Below are 13,848 nucleotides of genomic sequence, written 5' to 3'. Positions count from 1 at the left end.
GTACGCGAATGCCCGGTCGACGCACGGGTTCCGGAAGACCGATGGCATCCGCTCACCCAGCGTTCGAGTCGGCCACTCTTCGCCGGGTACGACTGTTCGGGACCACGTCCCCGGCGTGGCGATTCGCGTTCGCTGATGATCTCGAGATGCCCCGGAGGCGACAGCGCGTCTTCGCGTTCCGGCTCGTCCCGCGGTGAGAACGCAGGTACCTGTCCGGGTCGTCGAGGCCGCGTGCGCGAGGCAGCCGGTCGGCTTCCGGCGAGGTTCAGACGAGAGTCGTCCGGCCCATCACGTCGACGTCCCCGACCGGCCCCGAAATTCGACCACCGTGGACCCCCACCCGAGGCTTCCGACACGTGCGTCGGCCCCGACGGACTCGGCAATCAGCTCGCGCACTTCGGCTTCGGTGCGTCGCCCGGATCCGTACAGGCACAGTCGGACCAAGTCGTCTTCGGTGTCGTGATCGTCGGTGGTCGCCGGGTCGAGCACGTCGGTGACGAGGACGACCCTGCGCGCGGACGTGGCAAGCATCGACAGCAGCAGGAGGGCGTCAGCGTCCGGGAAAGCGTCGATGAGGTCGACGGCGATCGCGAGGTCTACGAGGGATCCCGACGGGGTGATATCGGTGGAGTCGATGCAGTGCACCGCACCGCGCCGCTCGTCGGCCACGTCTGCCAGGTTCCGGCGGTTGCGGTCGGGATGTCCGACGAGCGTGATCTCGAGGTCGGGACGTTCCCGTACGAGGGTGTCGGCGTAGACGCCTGCCCCGTCGCCGTGGAGTGCGACCGTCCGGACTCCGTCGAGATCGACCGCGTCGGGCAGTGCGGGAGCGCGGTAGACAGCGGAGAACGCCGCTTCCTCGTGGAACTCGTCCGCGACACCGGGCTCGGCCATCTTGTCGGCGAAACGATGTGTCGCAGCGGGTGTCCCGATCCGGATCGTCTCGGTGAGTCCGAAGAGCGACAGTTCGAGTCGGGTGTGGATCCTGTCGTCGTGCAGCGATTGGTTGAGAAACGCGTCCGGGTCGGCGAGCAGGGACCCCATCTCGGTGAGGGCGCAACGCTGACCGTCGGTGGTGAGAAAGTCGAGCAGCACGAGGTGCCGCACCAGCTTCGCCGTGGCGCCGGGGTGAGTGCTGCATGCTGCGGCGATCGCGTCGACGGTGTCGGCGCCGCCGTCGACAGCAGCGAACACCCCGAGCGTCACCGCGGTCCTGATCACCAGCGGGGTTGCCAGGTCCGCCATCTCGTGCAGGCGCGCCGCGGCGTCCCTTGCCTGGCCGCTCTCGGCCGGGGACGCGTCCGTTCGTTCCTCGCGTCTACGCCAGTACCCGGCGATCTCGACGAACTTCTTGTCGATCTGCTTGTCCTGCCTCGCCCATCGACGTAGTGGCGTGATGGTCTGTGCTTCGCCGGCCACCCACAGGTACGGCTGCCCGGGTCGCCACGGCGCCGTTCGGACCGCGTCGACGAGCCGGGAGTCGCCTCCGGCTTCGGACCGGTACAGCCAGGTGATGTCGACGTCGGCAGCCGAGCGCAGCTCCTGCCGGTGCGAGCGCTCGGCCACTTCGACGACCACCGTCGCCGGCAGATCAGCGGGCAGCATCTCGAGGCAGTGCGCGATGGCGGGCAGGGCGGTCTCGTCGCCGGCGACGAGCATCCACTCCACCTCGCGCGGAAGGCTCGCGGAGTGTTTCGGTCCGGCGATCAGCACCGTGTCGCCGGGCTCCACCGTCCGGGACCACGTCGCGGCGAGTCCGCCCTCGTGGGCTGCGAAGTCCAGCACCATCTCTCGCTCGGCCTCGTCGAACCGGCGCACGGTGTACGTCCGTGCGTACGGGAACGATCCAGAGGGCCAGTCGACGGTGCCGTCGTCCTGATTCCTGGGAACCGGGAACGGCAGGGTCCCGGTGACCGGGTCGACCGGAAGAATCTTGACGTCGTCGTCGAATCCGGTGGTCCGCACCGGAGGCAGCTCGACACCGTCGCGCACGTGCCGGTCCATCGACGGCCCACCCACCACGACCCGTCGCATCCCGGGGGTCACGTCCTCGACCCGCAGAACATCGAGTTCTCGCACGCAGATCCGAAAGACCTGAACGTCGCGCACTGTGCCCGCCATGGGAATCCCTACCTCCTGATCCGTTCTCACCCAGTAGCACTGCTACGCGGCGAACGTCTGCTGGATCTGGTCCAGCGTGGCCATGACGCCGTCGTAGTCGGGTCGGTAGCTCGTCGCCGGTAGCTCGTAGACCGTGTCGGCAGCGAAGGACGGCAACGCCGCGTAGGCCGGATCCTGCTTCAGCTGGTCGAGGGTGCGTCCGGCGACCGGGACGACGAACATCACCGGGGCGGTGGCGACGGACCCGAGCAGTTCCGGGCTGACGATGAACGAGTCCCCGGAACCGTACAACTCCGGATTCCCGGCCTTCGTGAGAATGTCGTCGGCTTCGAAACCGACCTCCGACAACAACGTCGGCAGTGCCGCGGTCTGCGGGATGAAGGAGGGTTCATTGGTGCCCAGTGACAGGAAATAGGCGACTGGCGACCCGGGAACGGTGATGGAGTCCTCGACGTCGGCGACCTTGTCCTCGTATGCCTGCAGAAGAGAGTCGACCTTGTCGCTCTCCCCGGCAGCGTCGGCAACTGCCGCCAGTTCGCCTTGCCAGGTGGTGACCGTGGACGGGATCAGCACGGTGGGTGCGATCGCGGCGAGCCGGTCGTAGGCATCGTCGGCCAGGATGGCGGAGTAGCCCTGCCCGCCGCCGATGATGAGATCGGGTTCGGCCTGCGCGATGGCTTCGATGTTCAGCGATTCGCCGGCCGGCAGTTCCGCTGTGCCCTGTGCCTCAGCCTTGTCTGCCCACTGCGGAGGGAAGCCACCGTCGAGGTTGGTCACACCGAGCAGTCTGGTGTCGGTGATGGCGACGGGCGCGTCGAGTGTGTAGAGGTATCCGGCGAACCCGGCCGAGAGGACCGCGATGCGCTGGGGGTCGGCGGGCACGGTCACCTCTCCTTTGTCGGTGGCGATCACGCGGGTCTCGCTCCGTGTCGGCTCGACAGTTGCAGCGGTGTCATCGGCGGTCGAACTGCACGCGGACGCGCCGAGGACGACGAGCGCCATCGACGCAGCGGCGACGAGGCGGACGCCTCGCCGGCGAAGTGGGGAGTGCACCATGGCGAATCCTTTCGAGAGCACTGTCGTGCGTGTCATGGTTGTGTCGAGGCCGCGGTACGCACCTCGTTCCGAGGGCGGGCGTACACGGCGGTCCGCGCGCCGTCGATGTCGTGGACGCGCACCCGGGTGTCGAACACGTCGCTCAGGATGTCGTCGTGCATGATCGCGCCGGCGGGACCGCTGACGACGATCCGGCCGTCCCGCATCGCGACGATGTCGTCCGACCAGGCCGCCGCGAAGTTGATGTCGTGCACCACGAGCACGATCGTGCGCCCCAGTTCGTCGGCCGCGCGTCGGAGATGGCCCATCATCGCCACCGAGTGCTTCATGTCCAGGTTGTTCAGCGGCTCGTCGAGCAGGACGTACGGGGTGTCCTGTGCGAGAACCATGGCCACGAACGCCCGCTGGCGTTGACCACCCGACACCTGGTCGAGGTGACGCCCGGCGAGGATGTCGAGGTGCAGGAAGTCGAGCGCACGGTCGACGTGTTCGTGGTCGTGTGCGCCGAGTCGGCCGCCGCAGTGCGGGAACCGGCCGAACGAGACGAGCTCGCGGATGGTGAGCCGCGCGGTCAGGTGGTTGTCCTGGCGCAGCACCGAGACGATGCGGGCAAGGTCTTTCGTGGCCGTGTGCTGCACCACGGCGCCTCCGATGGTCACGGTTCCGGTGGTCGGCTCGAGCAGTCTGCCCATGATCGAGAGCAGGGTGGATTTGCCCGCTCCGTTGGGTCCGACGACCGAGGTGATGCCGCCCGCCGCAATGGTGCCGCTGACCGGTCCGAGCACCGTCTCGCCCTGGTAGGTCTTGGAGACGTCCGAGAACGTGATCACAATCTGCCTTTCCGGAGGACGACAACGAGGAACAGCAGTCCACCCGCGAATTCGATGACGACCGTGAGGAACCCGGCCGAGTAGAAGATGTGCTGCATGACGAACTGTCCGACGACGAGCGTGAGCATGCCGAGCAGGAATGCCATCGGCAGCACGTACTGGTGTTTGTAGCTGCCGGTCAGCTGATAGGCCATCGTCGCGACGATGAAGCCGAAGAAGGTCATCGGCCCTGCCAGCGCGGTGGAGAACGACACCAGCAGCGCCACCAGAACGAGCACGAGCGTCAGTTCACGCTTGTGGTCGACGCCGATGGTCGTCGCGGAGTCACGGCCGAGCAACAGCGCATCGAGCCGGAAGCGTCTGCGCCACAACACCACTCCCACCGCGACGCACACCGTGAACGCGAGGGGAAGCATGCCCGGATCCACCCCGCTGAGGCGACCGAACAGGCGAACGGACAGCAGGTCGTACTCGGTGGGGGAGAGCAGACGCTGCAGGAACGTCGAGAGGCTGTCGAAGGCCAGCCCCAGGACGACACCGACGAGCAGCATCGTGAAGAGACTGCCGAGGCGACCGGAGAAGAGCCAGCGATAGAGGATCGTGGCGAACAGGACCATGGTGAGGGTCTGTGCGATCACTTTCGGGGTGCCGTCGGTCCGCGCGATGACGGAGCCGCCGAAGACGAACACCATGACGGTCTGCATCAGCACGTACAGCGAGTCGAAACCGACGATTGACGGAGTGAGCAATCGGTTGTCTGTGACGGTGTGGAAGACGACGGTGCCGAGCCCGTGGGCGAAGGCCGCGACGGCCATGGCGCCCAGCATCGTGGCGCGGCGTTCCACCGCGAACTCGAAGGAACCCCGGACGAACAGGAGAAGGAAGCAGGCGATCGCCCCCGCCAGCACCGCGGAGGCCACGAGAAGTCGTCGGCGCGGACGTGGTCCCGAGTCGGTGCGTACCAGCGTCGGCATCGAGGGTGATTCACGCAAGAACATGACGTCGCTGCCTCACCACGAGAAGGACGAAGACCGCGGCGCCGAGCGCGCCGAGAATCACCGAGGCCGGAATCTCCATGGGCGCGACCACCGTGCGCCCGATCAGGTCGCACGCCAGCAGCAGTCCGACGCCCAGCACCGCCACCCACGGGAGGTTCCTCCGTACGTCGTCTCCCAGGACCATGGACACGATGTTCGGCACGATGAGGCCCAGGAACGGGATGAAGCCGACCACCACGCTGGTGACACCGGTGCACACCGCCACCATCGCGACGCCGAGCACGACGGTCGCGTCGTAGTTCAGTCCGACCGTGGTGGCGAGGTCCTTCCCGAGGCCGGCGACGGTGAAGCGGTGCGCGAGCAGGTAGACGAGCACGGCGATGACGACGACGGCCCACAAGGGTTCGTAGAAACCGCGCACGATGCCGCTGAATCCGCCGGACCGCCACGCGGACATGGACTGCAGCAGGTCGAATGTGCCGGCGAGGAAGGTGGTGATCGCGCCGACGACGGCGCCCAGCATGATGCCGACCAGGGGGACCACCAGTTGTTGTTCCAACGAGATTCGACGCAGGACGCCGACGAACAACATGGTGCCGACGAAGGCGAACGCGGTGGCGATCAGCATCTTCGGCATCGGCCCGAGATTCGGCGCCAGCAACAGGGCCGCGAGAATGCCCAGCCCCGCCCACTGGCTCGTGCCGGCGGTGGTGGGCTCGACGAACTTGTTCTGAGTGATCATCTGCATGACCACACCGGACACCGCCATCGCGACGCCGGCGAAGATCAATGAGAGGGTCCGCGGGACGCGGGAGATGAGGAACATCTCCCGCGCCACCGGGTCGGTGAGCAGTGTGCCGAGCGAGATGTCGAACTCGCCGACGAGCAGCGACGCCGCGACCAGGGCGGCGGTGACCACCGCCGTGCCCAGAAGTGCTGTCCTACGATGCATTCGAGAAGGCATCCGCGAGCTGCTCGTACGTCTCGGCGTGCGCCTGGATGCTCTCGCGCGTGTAGAAGTAGGGATCGAGGTAGACGATCTGGTCCTCGGACGCGAACGTGGTGCGGGCGAACGCTTCCTGCGCATCGATCACCGACTTCGCCGGAGCTGCACCGGGTTCGCCGGCCGCGGCGTCGCGGTCCAGCACGATCATCCAGTCCGGGTTCGCCGCGGCGACGGCCTCCGGCGCAAGGCCGGAGTCGCCGTGCACGTCGCCGGCCTCACCGGCGAAGACGTCGCGCAGGTTCAGCGGTTCGATGATCCGACCGATCCGTCCGGCACCGTTGTCGATCTTGCCGCCCGAGACGACGGACAGGAACACCGACTGGCCGGTGGTCCGCTCCGCCGCGTTCTCCTCCGCGGCGTCGAGAGCCGCGATGATCTCGGCCGCCTGCTCCTCGCGGTCGAAAACGACGCCGAGAGAGGCGGTCTGGCGCTTCAGCGACTCGACGTAACCACCCTCGGCATCGTCGGACGGCGCGATGTCCAGCGTCGGGGCGATGCGACCGAGTTCGTCGGTGTACTCCGAGAAGCGGTAGCCGCCGATGATGAGATCGGGTTCCGCCTCGTTCACGATTTCCAGATTCGGCTCCCGGTGCGTCCCCACGTCGAGGATGGCGTCGTCGTCGATCCAGTCCTCGAACCCTTCGTACGGCATGATCGGCTTGGGCAGCGCCACCGGTTCGACGCCGAACGCGCGCAGGGTCTCCAGCGACGTGTTGTCGAGGGCGACGACACGCTGCGGGTTCTGGGGGACCTCGACAGGTCCGGTGGCGGTGTCGATCGAAACGGTGGTGGCGGAGTCCGCGGACGTGGTGTCGTCGGTGCTGCAACTCGCGAGCGCGCTCACCGTGATCACGGTGGCGAGGAGGGCGAGGATCGGGGTTTTCGGGTTCTTCACGAGTCTCCAGGGGTGAGTTCTTGACCGAACCTTTACCCGCTGGAGAGTAACTACTTAGGTAAGGCTACGCAAACTCATCCTGCGTGGCTGCGACGGTCTCAGCGGCCCGCGCGTGAATCGGCGTCCTGTCTGAGCCACCAACATGTCACCCCGTACAACGCTCCGAGCCACACGGCGGCCACCGTCAGCATGCCGCTGAAGCTGTTGCTGCCGGAGAACATCGCGACGGCGATAGCGGCGATCAGCACGGCATAGCTGATGGCCACGACCATCACTCGGTAACTCGACCGGCCCACTGCGGCGCGGCGGTCGGCGAGGGAAGCGCTGAGAACGGAACTGCTCATGATCAAGGCATACTCTTCCGTCCGAACCGGGGAGCGTTCGAGGCGCTCGCAAGGGGGCGCAACACGCTCAGTTCAGATCAACGGGTCCACCACCCCGTGCCTGGACGGTGCACCGCTCGCTTCGAGGATTTCACCTCTCACTCCTTCTGCGTGTTCTCGTGTCGTTGGCGCTGTCTGTTTCCGTAGGCGGCTTCCTTGACTGCGTCGTCGTCCTCGAGGCCGGATCCGAGGGCGCCGCCGATGGTGGCGATCGAGGCGAGGAGCCAGCTGAGTTCGAGGTAGTCGGCGACGGTCGCGCTGTGCCCGAGGGTCGAGGACAGGACGTGCGCTCGGAGGGAGAGCCAGGCAGTGAAGAGCAGCAGACCGAACAGGGCGATGTGGAGGACGGCGACGCCGGTGGTGAGGGTGATGAGAGTCGCGGTGTTGTAGAGCCTCGAGCGTTCGCGTTCCTCGTCGGATTCGGGCCGTTCCCACAGTTCGTGGTCGATGACGAGCCAGAGGATGAGCGCCACCGTCGACAGGATCGTCGCCGCACAGAGGCGCCATCCGCCCATGGTGTCGGCGAACGACCAGATGGTGCTGGTGGACAATGCGAATGCGCCGGTGGCGAAGGCGCCGACGAGCACCTTGGACAGGCCGGTGACCAGCCGCCAGGGCCGGTTGGCTCGCACCATTCCGGAGACCAGTCGGAGCGTGCGCAGTCCCTTCGGTGCGAGGTACCGGGTGCTGGTCTCGTGCTGTTCGGAGGGGAATCGTCTCGCGGCGCTCGTCGGTGCGAGTTCGGGTTCGCCGAGGATGCGTGCAAGGGCGAGTTCGACGACGGTGGTGACGCGTCGAGTGAGGTCGATGCCGCCGACGGCGGCGATGGAGATCAGTGCGAACTTGTGATCGGCGCTGACCTCGCCGATGACGGGGACGGTGTTGTCGCGGCGGGGGAGGTCGGTGAGGTAGACGACGATGTCCTCGTGGTCGGAGTCGGTGTCGACGGTGTCGATCACGTCGTCGAGTGAGGCGTGTTCGTCGGATACGAGGGGTTGTCGGCGCACGGTGGTGGTCCATCGGCGGGGCGGTGATCCTCGTTCGGTGAGGCGTTGGGGTAGGTGGTCGGAGAGGTGCTCGGCGAGGTCTGCGGGTTTGCCGGGGTCGGCGATGAGCAGTACCGATACGCCGTCTCCCGCTGGACGGGTGGGTCCTTTTTCGGTGTGGGTCGTGGTCTGTCATCGCCCGGTGCTACCCGGTCGATCGACCGATAAACGTGACGACTGTCCGTCCGTGGTGGTCCTTCGCCGAGGCCGAGGTGCACGCGCAGATATCGAGCGAGCGGAGAACGCCGACACGGTCGACCTTGGGTGAGAACGCAGATTTCCGGCGCCGGGGATTTCGGAGCTCCCGAGGTGACACTGCGCGTCACAGTTGTCGTTCACGATGCGACCCTGTGGTCGAGGGCTGACCGATCGCGAGATGCGCGGCGTGCAGTGCCGCCATCACCACCGTTTCGTGCGGCCCGACCGAGGGGACGCTGGGGAACATCGATGAGTCCATCACGTGGAGGCCGTCGATTCCGTGCACGGCGCAGTGGTCGTCGACCACGGAGAGCGGATCGGTGCCCATACGGGCGCCGCTGCACATGTGCGCGGACGTGCCGAGCCTGTCCATCAGTCGTTCCGAGCGAGCGCTCTCGACCACACCGAGCGACGACGCGAGCGTTCGAGCGAGGGTGACACCGTCCCGCAGTCCGGCTCTGTCTCGTGGTGAAGTGAGGTAGCGGTATTCGATCCGCGGCGCGGCGAAAGGGTCGGCCGACACCGGCGAGATGCGTCCGCGCGAATCGGGTCGCATGAGAGCAACACCCAGCACCGGATTCATCGGCGGTAGCCCGGGTATCAGCTGGTCGAAAGATGCTGTGTAAGGACGGATCTCCACATCACCGACGTGCAGGACGACGTCGAGAGCGCGAGTTCGTACCTCGGACGGAGGTCGAAGCGGAACGTACGGCACCGTCACCTCCGGGTGATCACGAAACCCCACTCCCACGCCGGGCAGCGCATGGTGCACGTCCACGCCCACGTTCCGGAGCACTGTAGGGTCGCCGATGCCTGAATGCATCAGTAGCAGTGGTGTTCTCACCGCGCCCGCGCTCAGGATGATCGTGTCCGCCCGGAGGACGAAGTCCCCGTCTTCGTCGATGCCCGTGACGCCGACCGCGCGTGTCCCCTCGAGAAGTACCCGCGCGACACGGGTGCGCGGTCGCACGTCGACGAGATGGCGTACCGGCGCCAGATACGCGTGTGCCGTGGTGACGCGGTAGCCGTCCCGAACATTCGAGGGCACGGCCATCCACGCATCGGTGCCTTTCTCGGCTCGGCTGACACATGAAAACCCGGCTGACGAGCATGCCCGGGCGAAGGCTCGGCCGATCTCCGAGTCGATACTCGCCGTGGGCACCATGTGCCGCTCGACGTCGTCGTAACGGCGCCGGACCGTGGGCCAGGACCATGTCGTCCGCGGCCAGGCGTCGAAGTCGGCAGAGGGGGCGCGGAGAAAGTACGCACCGTTGACGGCGCCGCTTCCCCCGAGGACTCGGCCTCTGGCCATGAATCCTGTCCGACCGGCGGAGAGCTCGACCTCGAACGTGTCCACCCGCTCCGATCCGGGCCCGATAGGCAGCTGCGTCGCAGAGCGCAGATCCTCGGCGTCGATGTCGGACTTCCCGGCTTCGAGAAGTGCGACGGTGGCCCCCGCCGCAGCGATTGTCGCTGCGACAACGCATCCCGCACTACCGCCCCCGACGACGACGACGTCGAACGAGTCACCGGTGGTCACAGTCGGCCGTGCGTGTCGGGAGCCCACGATCGAACGGCTGCGGCGAGGGAGTCCCGCATCGATGCCACGAGCAAAGCGCCCTCGGCGGCGCTCGCACCCCGAGGGTCGCCCAGCACACCGTTGCTGGTGATCGCGCTCATCCCCAGGGTGCGTAGGCGCGGAAGCAACGAGGCGATCGGGGCGGTGATTCCCACCTCCACAGCAGACTCGTCGACCAGGTTCGGTGCGAGATGCATCATGAGGGACGTTTCCGTACGACCGGCGTGGGCATCGCCGCCGGCGACCGCGCAGGGAAACCATGCGACATCTCGGCCCTCGTATCGCAGGAGACCGACCGCGGAGACGAGGGACGACAGGTTGCCACCGTGGCCATTGACGAACACCACTCGATCGGCCCATCGGCAGATGGATCGGCCGTACTCGACGAGGACAGCGGTCAGTGCTTCGGCTCCGAGAGAGACCGTGCCGGCGAAGCCCTCATGTTCGCCGCTGGCCCCATAGGCGAGGGCAGGGGCGAGAACGGCGTCATCGAGAGATCCCGCGACTGCTGCGGCGACGCGGGTGTCGGTGTCCAAGGGGAGATGCGGGCCGTGTTGCTCCAGCGACCCCACCGGCACCGCCACCAACCGAGCCCCGACCGTCTCGCGCGAGCGCATCGCTCCCAGGTTCGAGGACTGAGCGGGCCTCGACGACGACACGCTGAGCCGCCCTACCGTCAGGACGACCGACGTGCGGAGGTCAGCACGGTGGTGGCAGCATCGGACACTGCCGGCGCGGGCACGCTCTCGCCCAGCCGGCGAGTGAAGCCGTCCGGAACGACGATGTCCTGCGGGGTCAAGTCGTGGATCGAACTCTTGCCCATGCCGAGCAGCGCGCTGTCTGTGCCCATACGCAGCACATCCAGAACGTTCTCCACACCGGCCTGCCCGTTCGCGGCGAGCCCCCACAGATAGGCGCGGCCGATCATCACTGCGCGGGCACCGAGGGCGACGGCTTTGACGACATCGCTGCCGCGGCGGATTCCGCCGTCGAGTAGTACCTCGATCTCGTCACCCACGGCCTCGGCGACGGCGGGCAACATGCGGATGGTGGCCGGTGTGCCGTCGAGGTTGTTGCCCCCGTGGTTGGAGACGGAGATCGCGGAGAAACCGGCGTCGACGGCTCGGTGGGCGTCGTCGATGCGGGAGATGCCCTTGAGCATGAACGGGCCGTCCCACTGCGCACGGAGCCAGGCGATGTCGTCCCAGGACGGCGGCGGAGTCTGCTGCCACATGCCGTACGCGCCGAAGAACGTGGGTAGTTGGGGTGCGCCGGCGGGCAGGATGTTCGGCGTCGTCAGGTCGGGCACCCTGCCGGTTCGTGCGAACTTGTACAGCCAGGCGGGCCGGAGAATGCCTTCGGGTGCGAACTTGACCATGGACGCGAGATTCATTTTCTCCGGAATGGTGGGGCTGCCCCAGTCGCGCCCGTAGGAGAACGACCAGTCGAGGGTGAGGATCATCCCCACCGCCCCGGCAGCTTTCGCCCGTTCCATGCGGGCGACCATCTCGTCGCGGGTGCCGAGCCAATAGACCTGGAAGAGTGTCTGCGGGTTGACCGCCGCCACGTCCTCGACGGACTTCGATGCGAACGAGGACAGGCCGATGGCGGTGCCACGCGCCGCCGCCGCACGAGCCACGGCGACCTCGCCGTCGGGGTCGACCGCCTGAACTCCTGTCGGCGAGATGATGACAGGCATGGAGATGTGCTGCCCCATCACCGTTGTCGACTGATCACGCTCGTGACAATGTCCGGCGACCCTGGGTGCGAATCCGAGTTCGCCGAAGGCCGCGAGATTGTCGTCGTAGGTCGTGCCACGTTCGGAGCCGGCGATCAGTGCGGAGTACACCGATGCCGGGAGTCGCTTCTTCGCTCGTCTCTGCGCTTCGGCGACAGTCTCCATCCAGGCGGGTCGTGACCAGGGGGTGCGCATGGTGTCAGTCCTTCTCTCGAGGCATCCCCGCAAGGGGGCTCTCGTCACACAGTTTCGGGGCCGGCCGGCCTCCGGCCTTCCCGAGGGCCGGCCGGCCTCCGGCCTCCACGAGGGCGGGTGCGCCGTCGCGGCGGGTGAGCAGCGTCAAGGGGATCGACGCTTTCGGGGTGGAACGCTTGCCGGTGCGGGAGTGGTCGACACTCGACTTCGGCACGGTGCCGCGGTCGGCGGCGAGGGCAGATTCGCCGTAACCCTGCACGCATTCGGGGTCGGGGCCGTCCATGGGAAGGCCGGTGAAGAACTTCGCGGCCATGCATCCGCCGCGGCAGGCATCGAAGTGCGCGCACTTCGTGCACGCGCCGGACGTCTGCGGTGAGCGCAGTTCCTGGAACAGTTCCGAGGTCTGCCAGACGGCCTGGAAGCCGCCCATGGTGGGGGTGGCCTCGCGGACGATATTGCCGGCGAGGAACTGTTCGTGAATGGCGAAGGGGCAGGCATAGACGTCGCCGATCGGGTCGATCAGGCACACCACTCGTCCTGCGCCGCACAGATTCAGACCCGGTAGGGCGTCGCCGAAGGCGGAGAGGTGGAAGAACGAGTCGCCGGTGAGCACACCCTCGCCGTTGGCGACGAGCCAATCGTAGAGCTCGCGCTGCTGTCCCGCGGTGGGATGCAGGTCGTCCCACACGTCCGCGCCGCGACCGGACGGACGCAGGCGGGTGATGCGCAGGGTGGCGTCGTAGGCGTCGGCGAGGGCCTTGAACTCGTCGAGCTGAGAGACATTGTGCCGGGTTACGACGACGGAGATCTTCGCATCGCGGAACCCGGCGTCTTTCAGGTTCTTCAGGGCGCGGACGGCCATGTCGAACGAGCCGGGGCCGCGGACGGCGTCGTTGACCTCGGCGGTGGCGCCGTCGATGGAGATCTGCACGTCGACGTAGTCGGACGCGGCGAGCCTGGCGGCGACCTTCTCGTCGATCTTGACGCCGTTGGTGGAGAACTTGACGCCCACCTGGTGGGCGGTGGCGTAGTCGACGAGCTCCCAGAAGTCCGATCGCACAGTCGGTTCGCCGCCGCCGATGTTGACGTAGAACACCTGCATCTTCTGCAGTTCGTCGATGATTGACTTGCACTGCTCGGTCGACAGCTCCCTCGGGTCGCGCCGCCCGGAGGAGGACAGGCAGTGCACGCAGGAGAGATTGCAGGCGTAGGTGAGCTCCCAGGTCAGGCAGATGGGGGCGTCGAGGCCGAGTTCGAACTGGTCGACCAGGCGGCCGACCGGTTGCTCGGGGCGGGCGAGGGTGGAGGTCATGCCGGGCCTTCCTTCACGGGAGTGGGAACGATCATCGTCGAGTCCGCGAGAGCGGCGAGTGCCTGCGCGTAGCGCGGTATCGCCAATTCCTCGATTCCCATGGCCGACATCGCGGATCGTGCATCCGGATGCGACGACAGCGAGGTGACCAGTGACACGATGACGGCGTTCTTGAGGAACGAGAGCTTGCGGGTCCCGAAGTGATACAGCAACGCCCCGAACGGTTCCGGGCGCAACGCGACCTGAGGATTGAGCTGCCACGCCAGGGCCAGGTCCACCGTTCGGGGCGATGCAGCGAGCACGTCGGTCACGGCCGACTCAGTAGACGCCGCACATACCGTCGATGGAGACTTCCTCCACCAACGACTCCTGGACCAACGGTTCCTGCTGCGACGTGTCTGTCGTCTCGGTGGGATCGCTGTGAGTCATGACGTACCTCCGGTCTCGGGTTTCTCGAACGCGCATTCTCGTGTGAGGTGCGTGAATTCACT

Annotated in this window: 14 protein-coding genes; all 14 read right to left on the bottom strand. The window is 67.0% G+C overall.

Annotated elements, in window-relative coordinates; translation table 11 throughout:
* Window positions 1–288: 288 nt before the first annotated feature.
* Complete coding sequence (locus QE449_RS19115; RefSeq protein ID WP_307109423.1) at window positions 289–2,121, bottom strand: siderophore-interacting protein; 1,833 nt, start codon at window positions 2,119–2,121, stop codon at window positions 289–291.
* 42 nt (window positions 2,122–2,163) lie between these two features.
* Entirely contained in the window at window positions 2,164–3,177 is a 1,014-nt protein-coding gene (locus QE449_RS19110; protein WP_307109422.1) for an ABC transporter substrate-binding protein, read from the bottom strand.
* A gap of 32 nt (window positions 3,178–3,209) precedes the next feature.
* Window positions 3,210–4,007: an ABC transporter ATP-binding protein gene (locus QE449_RS19105; RefSeq protein ID WP_307109421.1), complete on the bottom strand. Its 798-nt coding sequence runs from the start codon at window positions 4,005–4,007 to the stop codon at window positions 3,210–3,212.
* Window positions 4,004–4,981, bottom strand: coding sequence for an iron chelate uptake ABC transporter family permease subunit (locus QE449_RS19100; protein WP_307109420.1), 978 nt, complete (start codon window positions 4,979–4,981; stop codon window positions 4,004–4,006). The genes QE449_RS19105 and QE449_RS19100 overlap by 4 nt, the downstream gene beginning before the upstream one ends.
* Before the next feature lie 10 nt (window positions 4,982–4,991).
* Window positions 4,992–5,957, bottom strand: coding sequence for an ABC transporter permease (locus QE449_RS19095; protein ID WP_222640231.1), 966 nt, complete (start codon window positions 5,955–5,957; stop codon window positions 4,992–4,994).
* Window positions 5,947–6,906 carry a siderophore ABC transporter substrate-binding protein gene (locus QE449_RS19090; RefSeq protein ID WP_307109419.1) on the bottom strand — a complete coding sequence of 320 codons (960 nt, stop codon included), beginning with the start codon at window positions 6,904–6,906 and terminating at the stop codon, window positions 5,947–5,949. Before QE449_RS19090 ends, QE449_RS19095 begins: the two co-directional genes overlap by 11 nt.
* A 98-nt stretch (window positions 6,907–7,004) precedes the next feature.
* Window positions 7,005–7,250, bottom strand: a complete 246-nt coding sequence (locus tag QE449_RS19085; RefSeq protein WP_307109418.1) for a hypothetical protein — start codon at window positions 7,248–7,250, stop codon at window positions 7,005–7,007.
* A 137-nt stretch (window positions 7,251–7,387) separates the two neighbouring features.
* Window positions 7,388–8,407 carry a hypothetical protein gene (locus tag QE449_RS19080; RefSeq protein ID WP_307109757.1) on the bottom strand — a complete coding sequence of 340 codons (1,020 nt, stop codon included), beginning with the start codon at window positions 8,405–8,407 and terminating at the stop codon, window positions 7,388–7,390.
* Window positions 8,408–8,657: 250 nt separating this feature from the next.
* Window positions 8,658–10,073, bottom strand: coding sequence for a mycofactocin system GMC family oxidoreductase MftG (gene mftG, locus QE449_RS19075; RefSeq protein WP_307109417.1), 1,416 nt, complete (start codon window positions 10,071–10,073; stop codon window positions 8,658–8,660).
* On the bottom strand, window positions 10,070–10,729 hold the full coding sequence (gene mftE, locus QE449_RS19070) for a mycofactocin biosynthesis peptidyl-dipeptidase MftE (RefSeq protein ID WP_222640199.1): 660 nt from the start codon (window positions 10,727–10,729) through the stop codon (window positions 10,070–10,072). The genes mftG and mftE overlap by 4 nt, the downstream gene beginning before the upstream one ends.
* A 59-nt stretch (window positions 10,730–10,788) precedes the next feature.
* Complete coding sequence (gene mftD / locus QE449_RS19065) at window positions 10,789–12,045, bottom strand: pre-mycofactocin synthase MftD (RefSeq protein ID WP_307109416.1); 1,257 nt, start codon at window positions 12,043–12,045, stop codon at window positions 10,789–10,791.
* 4 nt (window positions 12,046–12,049) lie between these two features.
* Complete coding sequence (gene mftC, locus QE449_RS19060; protein ID WP_307109415.1) at window positions 12,050–13,357, bottom strand: mycofactocin radical SAM maturase; 1,308 nt, start codon at window positions 13,355–13,357, stop codon at window positions 12,050–12,052.
* A complete protein-coding gene (gene mftB / locus QE449_RS19055; RefSeq protein WP_027507084.1) occupies window positions 13,354–13,668 on the bottom strand; it encodes a mycofactocin biosynthesis chaperone MftB in 315 nt (104 codons plus the stop codon). Before mftB ends, mftC begins: the two co-directional genes overlap by 4 nt.
* Window positions 13,669–13,675: 7 nt before the next feature.
* Window positions 13,676–13,786 carry a mycofactocin precursor MftA gene (gene mftA / locus QE449_RS19050; protein ID WP_155957132.1) on the bottom strand — a complete coding sequence of 37 codons (111 nt, stop codon included), beginning with the start codon at window positions 13,784–13,786 and terminating at the stop codon, window positions 13,676–13,678.
* Window positions 13,787–13,848: the final 62 nt, after the last annotated feature.

Origin of the sequence: Rhodococcus sp. SORGH_AS_0303 (assembly GCF_030819335.1) — a bacterium.
In the GTDB taxonomy this organism is placed as follows: domain Bacteria; phylum Actinomycetota; class Actinomycetes; order Mycobacteriales; family Mycobacteriaceae; genus Rhodococcoides.
The sequence above is the reverse complement of the archived record's forward strand: the minus strand, read 5'-3'. Positions and strand labels throughout refer to the sequence as shown.

Coding starts and splice junctions, on each gene's coding strand:
- QE449_RS19085 (WP_307109418.1), bottom strand. CDS start 7,250: ATGAGCAGTTCCGTTCTCAGCGCTTCCCTCGCCGACCGCCGCGCCGCA.
- mftA (WP_155957132.1), bottom strand. CDS start 13,786: ATGACTCACAGCGATCCCACCGAGACGACAGACACGTCGCAGCAGGAA.
- QE449_RS19095 (WP_222640231.1), bottom strand. CDS start 5,957: ATGCATCGTAGGACAGCACTTCTGGGCACGGCGGTGGTCACCGCCGCC.
- QE449_RS19110 (WP_307109422.1), bottom strand. CDS start 3,177: ATGGTGCACTCCCCACTTCGCCGGCGAGGCGTCCGCCTCGTCGCCGCT.
- QE449_RS19100 (WP_307109420.1), bottom strand. CDS start 4,981: ATGCCGACGCTGGTACGCACCGACTCGGGACCACGTCCGCGCCGACGA.
- mftC (WP_307109415.1), bottom strand. CDS start 13,357: ATGACCTCCACCCTCGCCCGCCCCGAGCAACCGGTCGGCCGCCTGGTC.
- mftE (WP_222640199.1), bottom strand. CDS start 10,729: ATGCGCTCGCGCGAGACGGTCGGGGCTCGGTTGGTGGCGGTGCCGGTG.
- mftD (WP_307109416.1), bottom strand. CDS start 12,045: ATGCGCACCCCCTGGTCACGACCCGCCTGGATGGAGACTGTCGCCGAA.
- QE449_RS19115 (WP_307109423.1), bottom strand. CDS start 2,121: ATGGCGGGCACAGTGCGCGACGTTCAGGTCTTTCGGATCTGCGTGCGA.